This is a genomic window from Herbaspirillum lusitanum, assembly GCF_026127345.1.
Classification (GTDB): Bacteria; Pseudomonadota; Gammaproteobacteria; order Burkholderiales; family Burkholderiaceae_D; genus Herbaspirillum; species Herbaspirillum lusitanum.
Map to the genome: position 1 here is coordinate 10,996 of NZ_QXFG01000006.1, position 21,323 is coordinate 32,318.

Sequence of the window (21,323 nt, forward strand, 5' to 3'; positions counted from 1 at the left end):
TACGTCAATACGTAATCAGTACACGGTGCACATGAAGGGGGCCGTATTTCAGTTATTCTTACCGCCGGGGGAACGGTGATCCGCCGACGCTTCGGCAGCATCGTCCGTGCATGCCGCATCTTGCTCACGACCTCGTTGTTCATGGCCTGCTCAGCAGGCGCGGTTCAGGCAGCCGGTCCCGATTGCTCGCGTCCCTATACCCTTGCTCTGCACGATCACGGCCTGTTGTACTCCGCCGATACCGACACCGGCATCGACAAGGACTTCGCCGATGAACTGATTCGTCGCAGCGGCTGCAAGGTCGGCGTCAGTCTGATGTCGCGCGTACGCATCTGGCAACTGATCGAATCGGGCGCGCTCGACTTCAGCCTGTCGGGTATCGCCAGTCCCGAGCGCCGCCGCTTCGCTTCTTTCGCCTGGTACTTCAGCAACAAGTATTACTTGCTGGTGCGCAAGGATGCCGGCATGCGCCAGCTGGTGGAGTTCGAACGCAGCGAGACCTTCCGGCTCGGCGTGATCCGCAGTTTCCGCTACAGCGCCTCGGCCAATCGCCTGGTCGACAAGCTGACGGCCGCCAACCGCGTGACCCAGGCCGGCGGCCTCGATCCGCTGTACCAGGCGCTGATGGCCAATCGTATCCAGGGCATGATCATGGAGCCGTTCGACTATCCGGTGGTGGAAGAGAAGCACATCCGCGACGTCACTGCGATCATTGAGTTCAACGATCCTTCGATCCCGCACGGGCTGATCATGTCGAACAAGGCCTTGCCGCCCGGCGAGCGCGACAAGTGGCGTGCGCTGGTTGACGAGATGCGCGCTGACGGCACCGTCCGCCGCATCTTCGAAAAATATTTCCCGCCGGCACTGGCGGCATCGATGCTCGACTTCCAGGCGCAGCCGTGAATTGGATACGCCAGATCCTGTTGCCGTTGCCGATCCTGATTGCCGGCTTATGCGTGACCTGGGTCGCTTGGGATCATGAACGCGAAGCCTCGCAGAAAGAGCTGCGCGCGCAGTTCGATTTTTCGCTGCGCGAAGCGGTCAGCCGCGTCGAGCAGCGTGTCTCCAGCTATGAACAGATGCTGCACGGCGTGCAAGGCCTGTTCACCGCCAACGGCAAATTCGACCGCACGGCGCTGCACGACTACGTTGCCTCGCTGAACCTCGACGCCAATTTTTCCGGCATCCAGGCCATCGGCGCGGAAGAGTGGATCGGCAACGCCGATAAGACTGCGCACATCGCGCGCATGCACGAACTCGGCTTCAGCGACTACGCCATCCGGCCTGCAGGCGAGCGCCCCGACTACGCGCCGATCATCATGCGCGAACCGTATGTCGGCCGCAATCGCGTGGCCTTCGGCTTCGACCCCTGGGCCGAACCCAATCGCCGGCGCGCCATGGAAAAAGCGCGCGACTCCGGCATGGCGGCGATTTCCGGCAAGGTCAAACTGGACCTCGATGCCGACGGTCAGGGCCAACCGAGCTTCCTGATGTACCTGCCGATCTATGCACGCGGCATGCCGCAATCGACCATCGCCGAACGCCGCGCCAGCCTGATCGGCTGGGTGCATGCCTCGTTCCGCATGAGCGACGTGGTCGCCAGCCTGTACGGCGAACAGCCGATGGGCGTGGCGTTTGCGATTTACGACGGCGTCGAACCGTCGACCGATGCGCTGCTGTATCACTCGGCGACCGGTCTCGACCAGAAGAAGCCGACCTTGATCAGTGCGACCGAGTACCTGGTGGTGGCCGGCCACAACTGGACGCTGTCGATGAACACGATCGATGATTTCACCACGCGCTTCGGCCGCAACGCCGAAGTGCAGACCGCCCTGACCGGCGTCGGCCTGAGCATGCTGCTGGCGTTGCTGGCCTGGCTGCTGATGTCGAGCCGGCGCCGCGCAATCCGCCTGGCCAACAAGATGACCAGCGAACTGCGCGCCAGCGAAGAACAGTTCCGCGCCATCGCCGACTGCACCGTCAACTGGGAAGTCTGGTGGGGCCTGGACGGCAAGCCGCGCTGGATCAATCCCTCGGTATTCCATTACACCGGCTACACCGTTGAAGAGTGCATGGCGATGCCGAACTTCAAGGCCCAGTTCATCTACCTCGAAGACTTGCCGCGCGTGGTGCCCGAGTTCGACAAGGGCTTGCTCGGCGAGCGCGGCGATGACCTCGAATTCCGTTGCGTGCGCAAGGATGGTTCGTTGTTCTGGCTGTCGGTGTCGTGGGTGCCGATCACCGACGCCAACGGCGTCTTCACGGGTTTCCGCACCAGCGGCCGCGACATCACGGAACGCAAACAGGCCGAAGCCGAACTGCGCATCGCCGCCGTGGCTTTCGACTCGCTCGAAGGCATGATGATCACCGACGCCGACAGCAAGATCCTGCGCGTGAACCAGGCCTTCACCAAAATCACCGGCTATGACGCCGGGGAGGTCATCGGCAAGACGCCGCGCCTGCTGCGCTCGGACCGCCACAGCCCGGCCTTCCATCGCGCCATCTGGGAAAGCGTGCGGCACTCCGGCGGCTGGCAGGGCGAAATCTGGAATCGCCGCAAGAACGGCCAGGTCTATCCGGAATGGCTGACCATCTCCGCGGTGAAGGGCGATGACGGCGTGGTCACGCATTACGTCGGCACCCATCACGACATCACCGAACGCAAGATCGCCGAAGAGCGCATCAAGGAGCTGGCCTTCTTCGACGCGCTCACGCGCCTGCCCAACCGCACGTTGCTGCTGGACCGCCTCAAGCAGGCGATTGCCGCCAGCACGCGCAACAAGACCAGCAGCGCCTTGCTGTTCATCGACCTCGATCATTTCAAGACGCTCAATGACACGCTCGGCCACGACAAGGGCGACCTGCTGCTCAAGCAAGTGGCGCAGCGACTGGCGCTGAGCGTGCGCGCCAACGATACGGTGGCGCGTGTGGGCGGCGACGAATTCGTCGTGGTGCTGGAAAGCCTGCACCGCAATCCTCAGGAAGCCGCCAGCCAGACCAAATCCATCGGCGAAAAAATCCTCAGCGTGCTCGATTCACCGTATCAACTGGGTGAGGTTGAATACCGCACCACCGCCAGCGTCGGCGCCACCGTGTTCCGCGGTCGCCAGGCCTCGATCGACGAGTTGCTCAAGCAGGCCGACCTGGCGATGTACAAGTCCAAGGAAACCGGCCGCAACGCCATCAGTTTCTTCGATCCGGCGATGCAAACCGTGGTGCTGGAACGCGCCGCGCTCGAAGCCGGACTGCGCAAGGCCATCGACGACGGCCAACTGGTCCTGCACTACCAGGCGCAGGTGGTCGAAGGTGGTCGCGTGACCGGCGCCGAAGTGCTGGTGCGCTGGCAGCACCCGCAGCGCGGCACGGTGCCGCCGTCGGAATTCATTCCGCTGGCCGAAGAGACCGGCCTGATCCTCTCGCTCGGCAACTGGGTCATGGAAACCGCCTGCACGCAACTGGCGCGCTGGGCGTTGCGCGCCGGGACCGCGCATCTGAGCATCGCCGTCAACGTCAGCGTGCAGCAGTTCCGCGAAGCCGATTTCGTCGAGACCGTGTGCGGCATCCTCGAACGCACCGGCGCCAATCCGAAGCGCCTCAAGCTCGAACTCACCGAAAGCCTACTGGTCGACAACGTCGAGGACATCATCCAGAAGATGAATGCGCTCAAGGCCAGGGGTGTCGAGTTCTCGCTGGACGACTTCGGCATCGGCTATTCGTCTTTGTCCTATCTCAAACGCCTGCCGCTGAATCAGCTTAAAATCGACCAGTCGTTTGTGCGCGATGTCCTGATCGACCCCAACGATGCCTCCATCGCCAAGACCATCGTCGCACTCGCGCAAAGTCTCGGCCTGGGCGTCATCGCCGAGGGTGTCGAGACCGACGCGCAGCGCAATTTCCTGGCCGATGCAGGATGCCTGGCCTACCAGGGCTACTTCTTCTGCCGGCCGCTGCCGCTGGACGGATTCGAGCAATTCGTCCATGCCTTCGATCCGATTCTCGATATGGAGTAATACATGTCCGCTGCTTTCACCAAAATTGCCGATTTCCCCATCAACGCCAAATGGGCGGCCCGGCATCCCGAGCGCATCCAGCTGTATTCGCTGCCGACGCCCAACGGCGTCAAGGCCTCGATCATGCTGGAAGAAACCGGCCTGGCCTATGAGCCGCACCTGGTCAGTTTCGAGACCAACGATCAGCTGTCGCCCGAATTCCTGTCGCTCAATCCGAACAACAAGATCCCGGCCATCATCGATCCCGACGGTCCGGGCGGCAAGCCGCTGGCGTTGTTCGAGTCCGGCGCGATCCTGATCTATCTGGCCGAAAAGACCGGCAAGTTCCTGCCGCAGGATCCGGCCGCGCGTTACCAGGTCATCCAGTGGGTGATGTTCCAGATGGGCGGCATCGGTCCGATGTTCGGCCAGCTCGGCTTCTTCCACCGCTTCGCCGGCAAGGAATACGAAGACAAGCGTCCGCGCGACCGTTACGTCGCCGAGTCGCGCCGCTTGCTCGGCGTGCTTGACCAACGCCTGGCGGACCGCGAATGGGTGATGGACGAATACAGCATTGCCGATATCGCAATCTTCCCGTGGGTGCGCAACCTGGTCGGCTTTTACGAAGCGGGCGAGCTGGTCGGTTTCCAGGATTTCAAGAACATCAAACGCGCACTCGACGCCTTCGTCGCCCGTCCTGCGGTGGTCAAGGGCCTGACGATTCCTGCGCGCGGATGATCCGCGGGAAGTGAACCAGGGCGGGCATGACCTTTAGCGGCCATGCCCACTTTCATTTCCAGTCATCGTTTTCGTTCGTTTCCGCAAGGCATCTCCGACGCGTTTTCACTATCTGCCGTACAATTCGTTGTGCGCTGCAAGATGCGCTGAACGCCAGCACCCGCACGGATTGACATGCAATTCGTTGTGGCGCTGCAGCCCGAAATCGTCAGAAATGTCCCATGGAACAACTCGTCGTCTACATCATCCCGCTGTTCCTTGTGCTGATCTGTGCGGAGCTCGCCTACGGCTATTTCCGCGGCCGCAATACCTTTCGTCTCAACGACGCCATCAGCAGCCTGAGCCAGGGCCTGATCGGCCAACTCGTGGGACTGGTCACGCAACTGTTCCAGATCGGTTTTTACACCTTCGCCTACCGCTTCGTGGCGATAGCCCCGCATGCGCGTTTCTGGCACGGCGCGGCCGGATGGATTGCGGCGATCCTGTTGTTCGATTTTTTCGACTATTGGCTGCATCGCATGGGCCATGAGAATGCCGTGATGTGGGCCGCGCACGCGGTGCATCACCAGAGCCAGGACTTCAACCTGTCGACGGCGCTGCGCCAGGAGAGTACGGTGGTCTTCATCGGCTGGCTGTTCTATCTGCCGATGGCGGTGCTGGGCGTACCGCCCGAACAGTTCGCCATCGCCGGCCTGATCGTGCTGGTGTATCAGTTCTGGATCCACACCGAACATGTCGGCAAGCTAGGCTGGTTCGACAAGATTTTTTCCTCGCCGTCGAATCATCGCGTGCATCACGCGGTCAACGATCAATACCTCGACAAGAACTACGGCGGTATGCTGGTGATCTGGGACCGCCTGTTCGGCACCTTCGCGGAAGAGAAGGAAGCCTGCGTCTACGGCACGCGCACGCCGCTCAAGAGCTGGGATCCGCTGTGGGCCGTGACCAGCGGCTACTGGCAACTGGCGCAAACCGCGGCGCGCCTGCCGCGCTGGCAGGACAAGCTCAAGCTGTGGTTCAAGCCGCCCGGCTGGCTGCCGGCCGGAGTGACGGCGAGCGGTCCTGAGTTCAGTCTGGAAGCGGCGCGGGACCGGTACGATCCGAAGCTGTCGCGCGGCGCCAGTGTGGCGGCGGTGCTGCAATTCGGTCTGCTGCTGGCAGCCAGCGTCGCGTGCATGTGGGTGGCGGATGATCTTTCTTATGCGCGCCTGGTCGAGCTATGCTGCGTCTTGCTGGCGGCGTTCTGGGGACTGGGCGCTTTCATGCAGCATCGCATCGGCATGGTGGCGATGGTGGCGATTGATGTTGTTGCGGCGGTCGTTGCCGCCGGTGTTCTGCTGTAATGCAGCTGTAGTGCAGCTGTAAAAGTCTAACGGCGCAGACTGCGCTTCAGGCTGTCCACCGAAATCGTCTGGATGGCCTGATTTCCCTTCTTGTCTTTTCCTTTTGCTTCCGCGCCCGCGCAAGCGCTGCAACTGTCGCAGCCCGTTGCGGCCGACACTTGTTCCGTCGGTTGCAGGCGCACGGCCATGCCGCGCCAGCCGCGATCCCGGCACCATGCTGCAACGGCAGTCGCCATACGGCGCTTCAAGGATTTCGGCAGATAGCGCCGCAGCACATGCCGGCAGGCAGTCAACACGATGATGGCGACAACGAGGTTTTGCATGATGGTCCTCACAGGAAAGCCGTGGCCAGCCGGAACGTCGCCAGCGAGGCCAGATAAGCCAGCGCGAACATGTAGGCAGCCATCGCCAGCGCCGGTTTCCAGGAATTGGTTTCGCGCTTGACGATCGACAGCGTCGAGATGCATTGCGGTGCGAACACGTACCAGATCAACAGCGACAGCGCCGTCGGCAGGCTCCAGGTCTGTGTCAGCATCGGCTCCAGCGCCGACGCCAACTGGTCGCCGCTGGCCGACAGCGCATACACCGTGCCGAGCGCGCCGACTGCGACTTCACGCGCGGCCAGGCCGGGAATCAGCGCGATGGCGATCTGCCAGTTGAAACCGATCGGCGCGAACAAGGGCTCGAGGAAACTGCCGATGCGTCCCGCCAGGCTGTACTGGATGGCCGGGCCAACGGCGCCGTCCGGCGCACCGGGGAAGGTCGACAAGAACCACAGGATCACCATCAGCGCCAGGATGATCGTGCCCACGCGCGTGATGAAAATGCGCGCGCGTTCCCACAAGCCCAGCGCCAGGTTGCGCAGGTGCGGCACGTGGTAGTTGGGCAGTTCCAGCAACAGCGGTTGCCGCCGGCCTTTGGCGATCACGCGTTTGAACACGTAGGCCACCGCCATCGCCGAGACGATGCCGAGCACATACAGACCGAACAGCACCAGCCCCTGCAAATTGAAAATGCCGACGGCGCGATCCGGGATGAATGCCCCGATGATCAGCGCATACACCGGCAACCGCGCCGAGCAAGTCATCAGCGGCGCGATCATGATGGTGGCGAGGCGGTCGCGCGGATTCTGGATGGTGCGCGTCGCCATCACGCCGGGAATGGCGCAGGCGAAACTCGACAGCAGCGGAATGAAGGCGCGTCCCGACAAGCCGACGCTGCCCATCAGCCGGTCAAGCAGGAAGGCGGCGCGCGGCAGGTAGCCGGAATCTTCCAGCAGCAGAATGAAGAAGAACAGCACCAGGATCTGCGGCAGGAACACCAGTACGCTGCCGACGCCGGAGATGATGCCGTCGACGATCAGGCTGCGCAGCAATCCCTCCGGCATGAATTGCGTGACCAGCGCGCCGATGCCGTCGACGCCGCTCTTGATCATGTCCATCGGCAACGCAGACCAGCTGAACACCGCCTGGAAAATCGTGAACAGCAACACCAGCAACAGCACATAACCGAACACCGGATGCAGCACCCAGGCGTCGATGCGGTCTTCGGCGGTGCGTGCCTGCGGGCGTTCGGCGACGGCAGTCTCGAGGATGCTGCGCACGGCTTGCTGGCGCTCGGTTGCGCTCATTGGCGTGGTCGCATCGCCGAAGCGGCGTGAAATCCAGGCGTCCGGCAGGTTGTCCGGATGGCGATTGCGCCAGGCGTCGACGGCATCGGCCAGCGCTGTCGCGCCTTGTTGCTGCACGGCGACCGTCTCGACCACGGGAATGCCGAGCTCGGCGCTGAGCCGGATGGCGTCCACTTCGATGCCGCGCTTGCGCGCCACGTCGCACATGTTGAGCGCGAGGATGGTGGGGCGTTGCAGGCGCAGTACTTCGATGGCGAGTTTGAGATTCAGACGCAGCTTGCTGGCGTCGGCCACCAGCACGATCAGGTCGGGCAGCGCTTCATCCGCGCGTTCACCGAGCAACACTGCGCGCGTGACCGCTTCGTCCGGCGTCAGCGCGCTCAGGCTGTAAGTGCCGGGCAGGTCGACCAGGCGGTAGGCGGCGCCGCTGCCGGAGACGAAACGCCCGGCCTTGCGCTCGACCGTGACGCCGGCGTAGTTGGCGACTTTCTGGCGCGCGCCGGTGAGGCGATTGAACAGTGCGGTTTTGCCGCAATTGGGATTGCCCACGAGGGCAAGGTTAAGTGGATGCGTGAGGGAAGGCGTGAGTGCGTCGGATTGCTGCATGGTGGATGTCTTGGATGCGGATGAATCAGGCCAGTCGGTCGATGTGGATCAGTTCGGCTTCGTGGCGGCGCAATGCGAAGGTGGTGTTGCCGATGCGCACCGCGATCGGATCGCCGGCCGGAAACGACAGCGCCACCACGCGCACGATTTCGCCGGGCAGGAAGCCGAGTTCTTCCAGCCGTTCGCGCAGCGCGGATTGTTCGACACCCTGCGGCGCGGCGAGAAGGCGGATACAGGCTTGGTCACCTTTGACGAGATCGGCCAGGGTGGCTGAGGGGGCTGTCGATGTTGCCGATGTTGCAATGGTCGGAAGGGATGTCATGAGTTGCCTGGTGTCCGTGCAGCACCGTGAAGGCCTGCAACGTCAATCAATAATGGTTCTCATTATCCGCCGATTTGGTAATTCCGGCTTTGCGACAAAATGCCGCAGCCTGGGCGATCACCGCTTCTTCCTTGCCGCCTTTTCAAAAATAGTTTGCTAAATGGTGAACTATCCTGATACAGTTCGCCACATGGAAAACTATTCAGCCTCACTCAACAACGTATTCCACGCATTGGCCGACCCCACCCGGCGGTCGGTGATTGCAAGGCTCGGCAGCGGCTCGGCATCGATCAAGGAACTGGCGGAACCGTTCGGCCTGGGCTTGCCGTCATTCCTGAAGCACATCAAGGTTCTTGAAAACAGCGGCCTTATCGCTTCGGAAAAAGTAGGGCGGGTGCGAACCTGCAAACTGAAACGCGCCAACCTGATCGCTGCTCAGAAATGGTTTGACGAGCAACGTGCAGGTTGGGAAAGCAGATACGACAATCTCGACAATTTATTGATTACTCTGAAAGGTGAAGGCGATGACAATTAAGCTTCAATTCGACTTCCTGGTCGACCAGGAAAAAAGCACCATCACAATCAAAAGAGAGTTTGCCGGCAAACGCCAGCTGGTCTGGGACTGCCATACGAAAAGCGAACTGCTCGATCGCTGGTTCGCACCGAAACCGCTGACCACGAAAACCAAGTCCATGGATTTCCGCGAGGGCGGGCATTGGCACTACGCCATGGTGGAGCCGAACGGACAAGAGTACTGGGGGCGGGTCGACTATCTGACCATTCAACCGATCGACAACTACACCTCGTTTGACGGATTCAGCGATGCCACCGGCGCAGTCAACCCGGCGTTGCCCAGGGCCAAATGGAATGTCACCTTCTCCGATGCCAAGGAGCACACCCTGGTGGAGACGGTGGTCGCCTATGCGTCGCCCGAGGCGCTCCAGCAAGTCATCAACATGGGACTGAAAGAGGGGCTGGCCTCGACCCTGGAACGTCTGGACGAGCTTCTTCTGGTTCTCAACTAGGCGTTGGAAGCGAGAATCGTGCAATCTTCTGCGCAGTCAGTTGCGAGATTGGGAAGAGGACGTGGAAGCGGAAGAGGAAGGCGGCTGCGCGGTAGTTGGTTCCACCGCCGCCGCCGGCGTCGTACAGATATCCCAGAGCGACGCCGGAATCCGGCCGATATCCCTGGCGAACACGAACGTCACGCCGACCAGCAGCACGCCGGCCACGAGCAGGATCGCCATGACTTGCATGTTCGACAGGCTGAAGCCGGAACGGCTGTGATCTTTGGTGTGCTTGGACATGATGGCGATGGAATGCGGAAAACGAAGTATAAAAAATTCCGCGCCCTTGCGCTTGCGTCAAATTGTCACACCCCGGCAGCCATGTTCGCTTTCCTCGCCATTCCGGCAGTCCGGAAACCGCCGCCACGGGCGTAAAATGACGCCATGGATACCCCGCAACACCTGAGTTTTCGCACCTACGGCGCCGATGGCCCGTTGCATAGCCACGACCACGTGCAGATCGTCTTGCCGATGCAGGGCGAGATGGACATCGAGGTCGACGGCCGCGGCAATACGCTTGACATCACGCGCGCGGCTTTCGTCGCGCCCGATATCAACCACGCGCAATCGGCGCAAGGTCCCAACCGTTTCCTGATCCTCGACTGCAAGCTGGCCGACATCGGCGCCGATGCCGCCGAACGCCTGCGTCGCCAGACCTTCCTGCCGGTTGCGGCGGCGGTGCGAAGGCTGGTCGAGTTCATCGATCTGAGCATCGATCTGAGTCGCACCGGTCCCGCCGGACTGGTGTTGCCGGAATCGGTGGTGCGCCACTGCACTCCGCTGCTGCTGGAAGCATTGACCGCGATGCCGCAACGGCACTCGCGCCTGCACGGTTTGCTGGTGCGCATCGACGCTGCTCCCGGGCAGGCATGGACAGCGGCGCGCATGGCGCGGGTGGCGAACCTTAGCGTCAGCCGCTTGCATGCCCTGTTCAAGAGCGAACTCGGCCGTACGCCGCAGGAGTGGCTCTCGGACGTGCGCCTGCGCTTCGTGCAGGATGCGCTGGCCGGATCGGATACGCCGCTGGCTGAACTGGCGCTGCGTGCCGGCTATTCCGACCAGAGCGCCCTGACGCGCGCAATGCGCCGCACCACCGGCATGACGCCGGCCGCTTATCGACGTGAACATCGTCGCGAACATCGGCAGTAATTTTTCTCCTGCAGTTTCCTCCTGCAATAGCCTCAGCCCATTTTTGAAGAGCCGCAGTCAAGACGCGCGCCGCCGCTTTGCCTATCCTGCGTGGAGCAAATCGAACAAGGCGGAACATGAAAAGCAATATCTTGGTTGGCGTCGGCAACGGCGTTGCGGCGGGAGCGTTCTGGGGGCTGGTGTTCCTGGCGCCGCAAGTGCTCGGCAGCTTCAGCGCGCTGCAATTGTCGGCGGCGCGTTACCTGGCCTACGGCGTCGTCGCTGTGCTGCTACTGGCGCCGCGCTGGCGCACCTTGTCGGGACGGCTGGGTCGCGCCGAATGGCTGGCGCTGGCGTACCTGAGCCTGCTCGGCAACATCCTGTACTACCTCTTCCTCGCCAGTGCCGTGCAATGGGCAGGCGGGGCGTCGACCTCGCTGATCATCGGCCTGCTGCCGGTGGTGGTGACGCTGGTCGGGGCGCGCGATGAAGGTGCGCTCAAACTGTCGTCGCTGATGGCGCCGCTGGCGCTGTGCCTGTTCGGGGTCGGCCTGGTCGGCGTGCAGGCCTTATCGGCTGAGCATGCAACGACGGATCTGGCAACGCGCGCGGCGGGCCTGCTGTGCGCGTTCGGCGCGCTGGCGTCGTGGTCGGTCTACTCGGTGCGCAACAGCCGCTGGCTGGCGCGCAGGCCCGATATTTCCTCGCATGACTGGTCGTTGCTGACCGGCGTCGTCACCGGCGCGTTGGCCTTGTTGCTGGTGGTGCCGGCGTTCACACAGGGGATGGATGGTCATGGCGGCAGCGACTGGCTGCGCTTCTGGGCGGTGGCGGCGGCCGTGGCGATCTTTGCTTCGGTGGTAGGTAATGCCTTCTGGAATCGCGCCAGCCGTCTATTGCCGCTGACGCTGACCGGCCAGATGATCATCTTCGAAACGCTGTTTGCGCTGCTGTACGGTTTCCTGTGGGAACAACGCTGGCCGACGCGGCTGGAAGTACTGGCGATCGTCTGCCTGGTGAGCGGAGTGGTGTGGTGCGCTTCATTGCATCGCAGTCATGCGATGTCGCCGGTTGAAGTCTGATTGGTGCGAAGATCGCTGGCGGACAAGGCCTGCCAACTGATAACATCAGGACTCCAAAGCTGGAATATAAAAAGTAAAAGACAGTTGCCATCCTGAACACTTCCACTCCATGCCCAATTTCATCGATCCCACCGATTTCGAAGCGCTGAAACAGGACGACGCCTTGCCGTCGCCGAGCGGCGTCCGTCTCAACATCATGCGCATGTGCCGCCAGGAAGACGTTTCCCTGGTCGAACTGGTCACGCAGATCCAGGCCGATCCGGTGCTGGGCGGCCGCATCATCAAGATCGGCAACGGCGCCTCGATCAACAAGGGCCGTCCCATCGTCGCCATCAGCAAGGACGTGTTGCTGATGATCGGCCTGGATGCGGTGCGCCAGCTGGCGCTGGCGATTTCATTGACTACCGAACGCCGCGACAGCAGCTGCGCCGGGTTCGACTTCGCCACGTTCTGGGCGCGTACGGTCGCCATGGCCTGCGCCGCACAAGCGCTGGCTGAATATTACGGCGAGGCGCCGCCGACCGAAATGTTCGCCAGCGGCCTGCTGGCCAATATCGGCAGCCTTGGCCTGGCCGCGGCGCGTCCCGACGACTATGCCGGCGTGCTGTCAAGCGTCGCGAACGACGACCGCGGTGGTGAGAAATTGCGCGACGCCGAAAAAGCCGCCTTCGGTTACACCCATCTCGATCTGGCCGCCGCCATGATGCAGGACTGGAGCATCCCGCGCCTGTTCTGCGAAGCGGTGCTGCATCACAAGGCGCCGTCGCAGTCGGGACTCGACGAGGAGTCTCGTCATTTACGGCTGGCGCAGATGCTGCATGTCGCCGGCATCATCGCCGATTATTGCGTGGCGCCTGAAGGTGCGCGGGTTCAGGCTTTGCAGGCCTTGCTCGATGCCGGCGCGCCGCTCAACGGCGAGGTCGATCACGTCATTGCGCTGTGCGACCGCGTGGGGCGCGACTGGATGGAATGGAGTTCGATGGTGAACATTTCCGCACAGGCGTTGCCACCGACGCGCGACGTGTTGGCGCAGTTGCGCGAACAATCCGGGCAATAAGAAATCGCATCTCCCGGAGCTGCTTCAATCCAATTTTTTTACGGATGACAACTCCGGATACATGGCCGCCGCCAGCAGGCACACTGTTTCCACCGCATCCGCACGCGCCAGGTCATGCACCACAGGGCGTTGCTGAACCAGGGCCGCACAGGATGCGGCAGCGGTGACACGGCGCTCAAACAAATCTTCCATCGTCTGCAACCAGTTGTCGAACTCGACGTGCGCCAGCCTCTCCGCCGCGGTTGCCGATTTTCTTTCTTCCAGCCAGATATGCGTAGCCGCACACGCCAGCCGGCGCGCGAGAGCGACGCTGGTGCGGGCGTCGTGGATTTGACGTGCATTCATGTCGCCTTCGCGCAGTAGCCGTTGCAGCAGCAGGCCGCTTTCGATATTCACCACGCAGGCTTCGCGCCGCCGCGCGTGCATTTGCGCAGCGTGCGGCTGCGACGCCAGTGCGCCGCGCAGGTAAGCCAGGTTGATCACGATCATGTGCGACAGGCTGCGATGCAGGTTGGCCTGGCGGCGGTGGGGCCACAACAGATAAGTGGCGACAATCGCCACCACGGCGCCGATGACGTTGTTGCCGGCGCGCAGCAGCGCATTGCTCAGTTGCAGTTGCGGCTGGGCTGCGACGTCGGCTACCAGCACGAACACCGGCGTCAGAAACAACGAATACAAGCCATAGCTGACCGGGCGCAAGCCCATCGACAGCGCCGCCATCGGAAACACCAGCAAGGCCAGCGCCAGCGGCGAATGGATGAACAGGCATAGCGCCACCGCCAGCCCACCGCCGACGATGCTGCCGACGGCGCGCTCCATGCTGCGCGACCAGCTGTCGGCGACCGATGGTTGCATCACCAGCATGGTCGCCATGGTCGCCCAATAACCGAACGGCAGCTGCAGCAGGTGAACGATCAGGTAGGTGATTCCGGCTGCGGCGGCACATCGCAGGCCGTGCCGTACTTCCGCCGAACCGCTGCGAAGGTGGGCCGCGGCCATGCGCAGTGCATCGAGTGCGCCACGGCGCAATGAGGGTTGCGGCAGGGGCGGACGCGCCGCGCGTTTCCAGTCGGCCAGCACCATCAGGCCATCTGCGTCATGCAGATCGCGCAGTTGCAGCAGTTGCGCCACCTGCGATGGCGCACGGCCAACCAGCTGGCGCAGCCGCAGCATGGCGCGCGCATCTTCCGTGTCGCTGTGGACGAGGTTGCGTTTGCCGGGAGTTGCCGCGACACCGCTCTGTATGGTGCGCAGCAACAGCGCCATGGCGTTCAGGATGCGGGCGACGCGCTGGCGCGAACGGGCATCCTGATGGCGATAGATGGACAGGCGCAGGTCGCACAGCGCCGTGATGCAATCGAGCAGGGCGTCGGCACGCGCCAGTTTGATCAGGATGTTTTCGTACAGGCTGCTGGCGTCGCTGCGATCGATCGGGATCGCCGCCAGCGCCGCACGGGCGGCGGTGATGTCGGCGCGGGCGTGGCGACGGGTTTGGGCGGCGGCTTCTTCACGCACGCCGGAGGTATCGTCGCTACCGCCAATGTCAGCCAGTTCGGCCAGCGCGCCGTAGATGCGCGCAACCGCCTGGCGCGCCGGTGCAAACGGATGGATGCGCCACACGCTCAGGCCCAGCAGCGTAGCCCAGGCGCACCCGGAAAAATAGATCGCGACATGGCTGTGCTGCAGCGGTAGCAGCGTCACCGGGAAGTCGGCCAGGATCGCCGATACCCCGGCCGCCAGCATCAGCACCAGGCCGGTAGCGGCGCCGTAGATACGTGCAAAACCGGCGACGCCGGCACAGACCATGATGGCCAGCAAGCCGGCCGGCATGCCCATGCCGCTCAGTGTGGCGGCGAACATGCCGCCCATCGTCGATGCCAGTGCGAAGCCGCCCATCGATGCCAGGCGTGAGCGATTGGAGCCGGCGCTGTCGGCCAGACAGGTCAGGAAGGCGCCGATGGCGGCCCAGGAAAACAGCGGATTGTGCAAACATTCGCCGACCAGCAGCATGGTCCCGGCAGCCAGGGCGGCGCGCAGTCCTTCCGACAGGCTGGCGTGGCGCATCGGAAAGTTGACCGCCCAGCGACGCACGTGCATGGCCAGAGGCGACGTGAGCGACGTCAACGGCGCGGAGAAGGAGGAGAGCGGCGGCATGCTGGCGGTGGGCTGAAGCTGCAGTGGATGAGGGAATGCCGCCAGTATAGAAACTGCCGTTATTGCTGGTATGACTTAATTTCGGTGGATGCAGTCGGAATTTTCATAGGAGCTTCTATCCACCTTTGGCGACTTTCCTGCCTGTAGCGGGCGGCCCGCCAGCGAACAATTCACTGCTCAGCGCCAGCCAGGCGCGCGCCGCATGCGACAGATAACCGCCGCGCGTGACATAAGCCACTTGCCACTGCACCTCCGGTTCCACCAGCCGCACCGATTGCAATTGATCGGAAGCCAGCCGGTGGATGAAGGGTTCCGGCAGCAAGGCCACTCCCATGCCAGCCAGCGCCATGGCCACCAGCCAATCCCATTGCCCGCTCTGGGCCGCCACTTCCGGCGCGATGCCGGTATCGCGAAACATGTTGCGCAAGGTGCGGGTGAGGCCGAACTCGTTGTTCAGCAACACCAGCGGCATGTCCTTGAGCGCCCTGCACGGCAGCGTGCTGCGGTTTTTCTGGAAGCGCCCGGCTTGCGCCACGGCCCAGATCGGATAGGCCGCCACCGGCGTCATTTCCAGTTCCAGTTCAGGCGCGATGGGCAGCACTGTCATGCCGATTTCCAGCGTGCCGGCGACGACGCGCTGCTCGATCTGCGGACCGGTGTCTTCCAGCAGCGTGATGGCGATGTCGGGATGGCGCTCGCGGAAGGCTTTCAGCACCGGCGTGCAAAGGATGTTCACCATCGGCGGGATGCCGATCTCCAGATGGCCCTGGCGCAGGTTGCGGGTGTTGTTGACTTCGGTGTTGAGACGCTGCACGCCCGCCAGGATCTGCTGCGCCTGTTCATACACGACGCGCCCGGTGTCGGTCAGCTGCAGGCTGCGCCCGGCGCGGATCAGCAGCGGCGCGCCGATCTCGTCTTCGAGCTGGCGCACCATCTTGCTGACCGTCGATTGCGTCACATGCAGGGCGTCGGCGGCGCGGCTGAAACTGTTGAGCCGGACGGTTTCTGAAAAGTAACGCAAGGCGCGGATGTCCATGATGGTGCTTTCAGGTATGCGAAAAACGACTGGTTCATGAGAGTTTAAATCATACGGTGCATGATTTGCCGATTCTATACTCATGCAAAAAAAGGACAGAAATCCCTTTTGTCTTTCCAGAAACGAGCAGGAGAACCAGATGCATTCCGAACGTATTCCGCCGACGCTGGCCAGTAAAGTCATGTCGGCCGGCGATGCCGCCCGGCTGTTCCGTACCGGCATGACCATCGGCATGAGCGGCTTCACACGCGCCGGCGACGCCAAGGCGATCCCGCGTGCGCTGGCCGAACGCGCGCGCGAAGAGGCGCTGCGCTTCACCGTGATCACCGGCGCTTCATTGGGCAACGACAGCGACGGTCTGATGGCGGAAGCGGGGCTGCTGGCGCGGCGCATGCCGTTCCAGGTCGACGCGGCGTTGCGGCGCAAGATCAACGCCGGTGAGGTCATGTTCATCGACCAGCATCTGTCGGAAACCGCCGAGCAGTTGCGCAACGGCACACCGGGACCGATCGACATTGCGGTGGTCGAAGCGGCGGCGATCACCAGCGAAGGCATCATCCCGACCATGTCGGTGGGCAACTCCGCCAGTTTCATCGAGCAAGCCAGGATGATCGTCATCGAACTCAACACCAGCGTACCGGCAGCGCTGGCCGGATTGCACGATATCTATTTGCCGCAAGGCAGGCCGGGACGCCAGCCGGTACCGTTGACCAGCCCCGAGCAGCGCATCGGCACGCGCGCCATTCCGTTCGATCCGGCGCGCATCGCCGCCATCGTCGTCACCGACATGCCCGACAGTCCGTCCAGCGTATTGCCGCCCGACGACGAAACCAAGGCCATTGCCGGCCACGTGATCCGTTTCCTCGAAGGAGAGGTGGCAGCCGGGCGCATGGGTGAAGAACTCGCGCCGCTGCAGGCCGGCATCGGCACCATCGCCAATGCGGTGCTGCACGGATTGACGCAATCATCGTTTCGCAATCTCACGATGTTTTCCGAAGTGCTGCAGGACAGCGCGATCGAGTTGCTCGATTCGGGCCAGCTGCGCTTCGCCTCGGCATCGTCGATTACGCTGTCGTCGGCCATGAACGACAAGTTCATGCGCAATCTCGAGTACTACCGCTCGCGCATCGTGCTGCGCCCGCAAGAGATCAGCAATCATCCCGAGCTGGTGCGCCGCCTCGGCATCATCGCGCTCAACACCGCGCTCGAATTCGATCTCTACGGCAACGTCAACTCGACGCACGTCGGCGGCACCCACATGATGAACGGCATCGGCGGCTCGGGCGACTTCGCGCGCAACGGGCAGTTGTCGATTTTCGTCACCAAGGCAGCGGCCAAGGGCGGCGATATTTCCAGCGTGGTGCCGATGGTGTCGCACGTCGATCACACCGAGCACGACGTCGATGTGCTGGTCACCGAGTTCGGCCTGGCTGATCTGCGCGGCCTGGCGCCGCGCGAACGGGCACCGCTGATCATCGACCATTGCGCGCATCCGGACTATCGCCCGGCGCTGCGCGATTACTTCACCCGCGCTTGCCGGGCCGGCGGCCACACGCCGCATCTGCTCGTTGAAGCCTTGTCATGGCACGAATGTTATAAAAACGACAAAACCATGCGGCATCGTTGATATTGTCTTTTTACGTAATTGGGAATTAGATAACGCATCAAAAAATTCAGGTCCCGGCCGCGGCCCATCGGCGTGAATTCCCTGTGACGTTTCTAAAAAATCATGGCGATTTGAAATCGTTTGTGAGACGATTGCCGATAAATAACTTTGTTGACATCAATGTAATTTTTAGTAACGTCAATACAAGTCGCCCGACACCGGTCGCTCATGCGGCTCGCAGCGGGAAGCAGACAACAAGAACAAGCAAATAGCAAAAAAAGTAAAGAGCAAAACAGTACGGTGCAGATTGCTGCGCCGAGGGGATGTACCGATTGTTGCTGACGTGTTTTTCCGGAGAGAGAAGCCGTTTATGAAGCTATTCAGAAAAGGCCTGCTGCTGGTGGCCATTCCCGGCATATTCGAGCTTGGCTTGCTGGGAATCCTGTACAAGAGCCAGGAGAACGCTACGCAGGCCGAAGTCTTGGCCTTGCATACCAAGAACGTCATCATCCAGGCTGGGGAAGTGCGCGAGCCGGTGCTGCTGCAATCGGCGCGCTTGCGTGCCGCCATCATTCTCAACGACCCGGCCGGGCTTGAGAAGAGCGACCTGTGGGACAGCATCGAAAAGGAACTCGGCGAGTTGCGCGAACTGGTGGGCGACAATGCCGAGCAACTGCGACGCGTGGCGCAGATTGGCGCCTCGGTGCAGGAATACCGCCAGTGGACCGACCTCCAGACCGAGCTGCTCAGGAACGACAAGCACGACGAACTGGTGGCAGCCTTGCGTGATCCGAATGCGCGGCGGCTGATTCAGGTGATCCAGCGGCAACTGGTCGAGTTCATCAAGGTGGAAGAAGAACTGGATCAGGAGCGTCTGAGCAGCGTCGTCGAAGCGCGGCGCATGCAGAACATTGCACTGGTGATCGCCTTGCTCGGCTCGGTGCTGGCTGCAGCGCTGGCGGCGCGAATTTTCAGTCACGACGTCGGCGGTCGCCTGGCCGTATTGACCGGCAATGCACACAAGCTGACCGAAGGCGGCGTGCTGGCTCAGCGCGTCGGCGGCAACGACGAAATCACCGAGCTCGACAAGGTGCTGCACGAGAGCAGCGCGCGCCTGCGCCAGGCCGAGGAGGACGCGCGCGTTTACCGTGAAGAACTGGAGCGCCATGCGCATGAACTGACAAGCGTCAACGACGACCTGCAACGGCAGACGCAGGACAACGAGATGTTCATCTACAGCGTCTCGCACGACCTGCGTTCGCCGCTGGTCAACCTGCAGGGGTTCAGCAAGGAGCTGCATCATTCGGTCGGCGAGCTGCACGAGACCATCGACGCCAGCGATCTCAACGACAAGGACAAGCAGCGCATCCGCGACATCATCGAGGACGACGTCGAAGTGTCGCTGCGCTTCATCCGCACGGCGGTGACGCGCTCGGCTGCCATCATCGATGCGATGTTGCGGCTGTCGCGCGTAGGTCGCGTGGAGTACCAATCGCAGGAGACCAACGTCAACGAAGTGGTCGGGCGCGTGATCGACGCCATGAGCAACACCATCCGCGAGCGCCAGGCAGTGGTGGTGTCGCAGCCGCTGCCGCCGTGCTATGGCGACCCGACTGCAGTCGAGCAGATATTCGGCAACCTGATCGGCAACGCCGTCAACTATCTCAATCCCAAGCGTGCCGGCACGGTCGAGATCGGCGTACTGCCGCCGGATCCGGGCCAACCGGATTTCCGTACTTACTACGTGCGCGACAACGGCCTCGGCATTCCGGCCGATTATCTGGGCAAGATGTTTTCCGCCTTCCACCGCCTCCACGCCGATATCGCCCAAGGTGAAGGTGTCGGCCTGGCGCTGATCAAGCGCATCGTGCTGCGCCACGGCGGCAAGATCTGGGTCGAATCCACCGAAGGCGCCGGCACCACCTTCTACACCTCATTGCCGGTGCGGCCGATCCATCAAGTCCCGCCGCCCGCAACTCAATTGGCTCAAGGAGAACAGAATCATGGCTGACAAAGATGAAGTAGGCATCCTGCTGGTCGAGGACGATGACGGCCACGCCTTGCTGGTGGAAAAAAATCTGCGCCGCGCGGGCTTGTCCAACGGCTTTCTGCGCTTGAAGGACGGCCAGGAAGCGCTCGATTATTTCTTCAATGGCGAGGGAGTACCGGGCAGGGAAAAATTCGAATCGCTGGTAGTGTTGCTGGACGTCAACATGCCGCGCGTAAGCGGCGTCGACGTCCTCAAGCGCCTCAAGGAAAACGAGGTCACGGCAGCCATCCCGATCATCATGCTGACCACCACCGACGATCCGCGCGAGATCGAACGCTGCTACGACTACGGCTGCAATCTCTACATCACCAAGCCGGTGGAGTACGAAGCCTTCATCGAAGCCGTGCGCCGGCTCGGCTTCTTCCTGCAAATCATCAAGGTGCCTCCGGTAGGCCGCGGTGCTGCATGACTGCATCGGAACCCGCCATTCTGATCATTGAGGACGATGAAGGCCTGCGCATGCTGGCGCGCCGTCGCCTGGAAAAGCGCGGCTTCAAGGTCGGCAGCGCCGGTAGCATCGCGCAAGCGCGCAGCCTGTTGCGCGACGGCGCCTTCGACTTGCTGGTGATCGATTACCAACTCGACGAAAACATGAGCGGCCTCGATTTCTACAACGAGCTGTGCGAAGAGGGCGTGAGGATTCCGGCGGTGATGTGCAGCGGATTTTCAGACGATGTGCATTTCGGCGAAGCGCTGCGCTGCGGCATCGCCTATGTGCTGCCGAAGTCGCAGGATTATCTCGATGAATTGCCTGATGTGGTGCAGCAGGTGCTGGACCGGCCGCGGGCTTGACCGGGCTGCGCGGCGACGGTGCGCTGGAGGCAGGCTCTTTTTTGCACCAGCGGCTATGTGTTTTACACACGTCGTTGCTGCTTGAGATGGGTCTGTCATGATACGATGCGGACCCTCTGCAACACGTCCATGAAACGGCATGTCGAAACAGTTTTTGCTTGAAAGCCCCAGGGATACCGGCGACGACCGTGTGACCTTCATCATCCGCAACAACGGCACGATGCTGCCGGGTTTCGTGACCCGCGCCGCGCTGATTTCCATCGGCGGGCTGACCAGCAACAATATCGTTGCGCTCTATACGGAACATCGCGCCCGCATCGCCGAAGCCGTCAAGAAACGCATGGCGCAACCCGGCCTGGTGCCGTACATCGCGCTGACGCTGGAAGATTTGCAGCAGGCACTGCCTCTCCCGGTCGCCAAGGCCGAATAGTGATCCACGGCAATGCCGCAAGCGCGGCGTAAGCTGCGCCTGATATTTTCACTCGGAATCAACGGTCAAGAGTTGCCGTCGTGATAATCTACCGTTTGCGCAAAAAAAGCGCCGGGCGCCAGCTGCTATCTCAGTGATCAGCGCACCGCAATAGATAAGCAGATAACGCGCCATGATCGCGACGATAGACCGGGACGAGCGGTCGGCCTCTTTCACCACGGAAAGAAGCTCAGAACAATAATCATTGGAGACACAGGCGACGCTACATGACCGGAACAGGTCGGGGCGGGGCC

20 protein-coding genes are annotated in these 21,323 nt (G+C 62.2%); 14 read left to right on the plus strand and 6 right to left on the minus strand.

Going from position 1 to position 21,323, the window contains the following annotated elements:
• The first annotated feature begins 141 nt into the window (after window positions 1-141).
• From DXT88_RS07010 to DXT88_RS07025, 4 genes are all read left to right on the plus strand, one after another.
• On the plus strand, window positions 142-903 hold the full coding sequence (locus tag DXT88_RS07010) for a substrate-binding periplasmic protein (RefSeq protein ID WP_029363494.1): 762 nt from the start codon (window positions 142-144) through the stop codon (window positions 901-903).
• Window positions 900-4,010 (plus strand): bifunctional diguanylate cyclase/phosphodiesterase, encoded by a 3,111-nt coding sequence (locus tag DXT88_RS07015; RefSeq protein ID WP_265212232.1) that lies wholly within the window; start codon window positions 900-902, stop codon window positions 4,008-4,010. The genes DXT88_RS07010 and DXT88_RS07015 overlap by 4 nt, the downstream gene beginning before the upstream one ends.
• 3 nt (window positions 4,011-4,013) lie before the next feature.
• Window positions 4,014-4,727 (plus strand): glutathione S-transferase N-terminal domain-containing protein, encoded by a 714-nt coding sequence (locus DXT88_RS07020; protein ID WP_016834480.1) that lies wholly within the window; start codon window positions 4,014-4,016, stop codon window positions 4,725-4,727.
• Between the two features lie 221 nt (window positions 4,728-4,948).
• On the plus strand, window positions 4,949-6,070 hold the full coding sequence (locus DXT88_RS07025) for a sterol desaturase family protein (RefSeq protein ID WP_265212235.1): 1,122 nt from the start codon (window positions 4,949-4,951) through the stop codon (window positions 6,068-6,070).
• A 26-nt stretch (window positions 6,071-6,096) separates the two neighbouring features.
• On the opposite strand, the gene DXT88_RS07030 is transcribed toward DXT88_RS07025, so the two are convergent.
• Genes DXT88_RS07030 through DXT88_RS07040 form a run of 3 tightly spaced genes read right to left on the minus strand, consistent with a single transcriptional unit; the run spans window position 6,097 to window position 8,628 of the window.
• The gene (locus tag DXT88_RS07030) at window positions 6,097-6,393 is read right to left on the minus strand and encodes a DUF6587 family protein (protein WP_265212236.1); all 297 of its coding nucleotides are present in this window, start codon (window positions 6,391-6,393) and stop codon (window positions 6,097-6,099) included.
• A gap of 8 nt (window positions 6,394-6,401) precedes the next feature.
• On the minus strand, window positions 6,402-8,306 hold the full coding sequence (gene feoB, locus DXT88_RS07035) for a ferrous iron transport protein B (RefSeq protein ID WP_265212238.1): 1,905 nt from the start codon (window positions 8,304-8,306) through the stop codon (window positions 6,402-6,404).
• A gap of 25 nt (window positions 8,307-8,331) precedes the next feature.
• Window positions 8,332-8,628: a FeoA family protein gene (locus DXT88_RS07040; RefSeq protein ID WP_265212239.1), complete on the minus strand. Its 297-nt coding sequence runs from the start codon at window positions 8,626-8,628 to the stop codon at window positions 8,332-8,334.
• A gap of 190 nt (window positions 8,629-8,818) precedes the next feature.
• Here DXT88_RS07040 and DXT88_RS07045 point away from each other — a divergent pair, with 190 nt between their 5' ends.
• Window positions 8,819-9,163, plus strand: coding sequence for an ArsR/SmtB family transcription factor (locus tag DXT88_RS07045; RefSeq protein WP_265212240.1), 345 nt, complete (start codon window positions 8,819-8,821; stop codon window positions 9,161-9,163).
• The gene (locus DXT88_RS07050; RefSeq protein ID WP_265212242.1) at window positions 9,153-9,653 is read left to right on the plus strand and encodes an SRPBCC family protein; all 501 of its coding nucleotides are present in this window, start codon (window positions 9,153-9,155) and stop codon (window positions 9,651-9,653) included. The genes DXT88_RS07045 and DXT88_RS07050 overlap by 11 nt, the downstream gene beginning before the upstream one ends.
• 36 nt (window positions 9,654-9,689) lie before the next feature.
• On the opposite strand, the gene DXT88_RS07055 is transcribed toward DXT88_RS07050, so the two are convergent.
• Window positions 9,690-9,935 (minus strand): hypothetical protein, encoded by a 246-nt coding sequence (locus DXT88_RS07055; RefSeq protein WP_265212244.1) that lies wholly within the window; start codon window positions 9,933-9,935, stop codon window positions 9,690-9,692.
• Between the two features lie 144 nt (window positions 9,936-10,079).
• Between DXT88_RS07055 and DXT88_RS07060 the strand changes: the two genes are divergently transcribed.
• From DXT88_RS07060 to DXT88_RS07070, 3 genes are all read left to right on the plus strand, one after another.
• On the plus strand, window positions 10,080-10,844 hold the full coding sequence (locus tag DXT88_RS07060; protein WP_265212246.1) for a helix-turn-helix transcriptional regulator: 765 nt from the start codon (window positions 10,080-10,082) through the stop codon (window positions 10,842-10,844).
• A gap of 116 nt (window positions 10,845-10,960) precedes the next feature.
• Window positions 10,961-11,905: a DMT family transporter gene (locus DXT88_RS07065; RefSeq protein ID WP_265212248.1), complete on the plus strand. Its 945-nt coding sequence runs from the start codon at window positions 10,961-10,963 to the stop codon at window positions 11,903-11,905.
• A gap of 109 nt (window positions 11,906-12,014) precedes the next feature.
• Window positions 12,015-12,962 (plus strand): HDOD domain-containing protein, encoded by a 948-nt coding sequence (locus tag DXT88_RS07070; RefSeq protein ID WP_265212250.1) that lies wholly within the window; start codon window positions 12,015-12,017, stop codon window positions 12,960-12,962.
• Between the two features lie 24 nt (window positions 12,963-12,986).
• Here the strand turns inward: DXT88_RS07070 and DXT88_RS07075 are convergent, their stop codons facing one another.
• Together DXT88_RS07075 and DXT88_RS07080 are read right to left on the minus strand one after the other, a co-directional pair.
• Entirely contained in the window at window positions 12,987-15,116 is a 2,130-nt protein-coding gene (locus DXT88_RS07075) for an FUSC family protein (protein ID WP_265212252.1), read from the minus strand.
• A 115-nt stretch (window positions 15,117-15,231) separates the two neighbouring features.
• Window positions 15,232-16,152 carry a LysR family transcriptional regulator gene (locus tag DXT88_RS07080; RefSeq protein WP_016834470.1) on the minus strand — a complete coding sequence of 307 codons (921 nt, stop codon included), beginning with the start codon at window positions 16,150-16,152 and terminating at the stop codon, window positions 15,232-15,234.
• 139 nt (window positions 16,153-16,291) lie between these two features.
• Between DXT88_RS07080 and DXT88_RS07085 the strand changes: the two genes are divergently transcribed.
• The 5 genes from DXT88_RS07085 (at window position 16,292) to DXT88_RS07105 (ending at window position 21,030) form a co-directional block, all read left to right on the plus strand.
• Complete coding sequence (locus DXT88_RS07085; RefSeq protein WP_265212254.1) at window positions 16,292-17,779, plus strand: succinate CoA transferase; 1,488 nt, start codon at window positions 16,292-16,294, stop codon at window positions 17,777-17,779.
• Window positions 17,780-18,128: 349 nt separating this feature from the next.
• Entirely contained in the window at window positions 18,129-19,769 is a 1,641-nt protein-coding gene (locus DXT88_RS07090) for a sensor histidine kinase (RefSeq protein WP_265212257.1), read from the plus strand.
• Window positions 19,762-20,217, plus strand: a complete 456-nt coding sequence (locus DXT88_RS07095; RefSeq protein ID WP_016834467.1) for a response regulator — start codon at window positions 19,762-19,764, stop codon at window positions 20,215-20,217. The genes DXT88_RS07090 and DXT88_RS07095 overlap by 8 nt, the downstream gene beginning before the upstream one ends.
• Window positions 20,214-20,600 carry a response regulator gene (locus tag DXT88_RS07100; RefSeq protein WP_016834466.1) on the plus strand — a complete coding sequence of 129 codons (387 nt, stop codon included), beginning with the start codon at window positions 20,214-20,216 and terminating at the stop codon, window positions 20,598-20,600. The genes DXT88_RS07095 and DXT88_RS07100 overlap by 4 nt, the downstream gene beginning before the upstream one ends.
• Window positions 20,601-20,739: 139 nt before the next feature.
• A complete protein-coding gene (locus tag DXT88_RS07105; RefSeq protein ID WP_265212260.1) occupies window positions 20,740-21,030 on the plus strand; it encodes a DUF1488 family protein in 291 nt (96 codons plus the stop codon).
• Window positions 21,031-21,323: the final 293 nt, after the last annotated feature.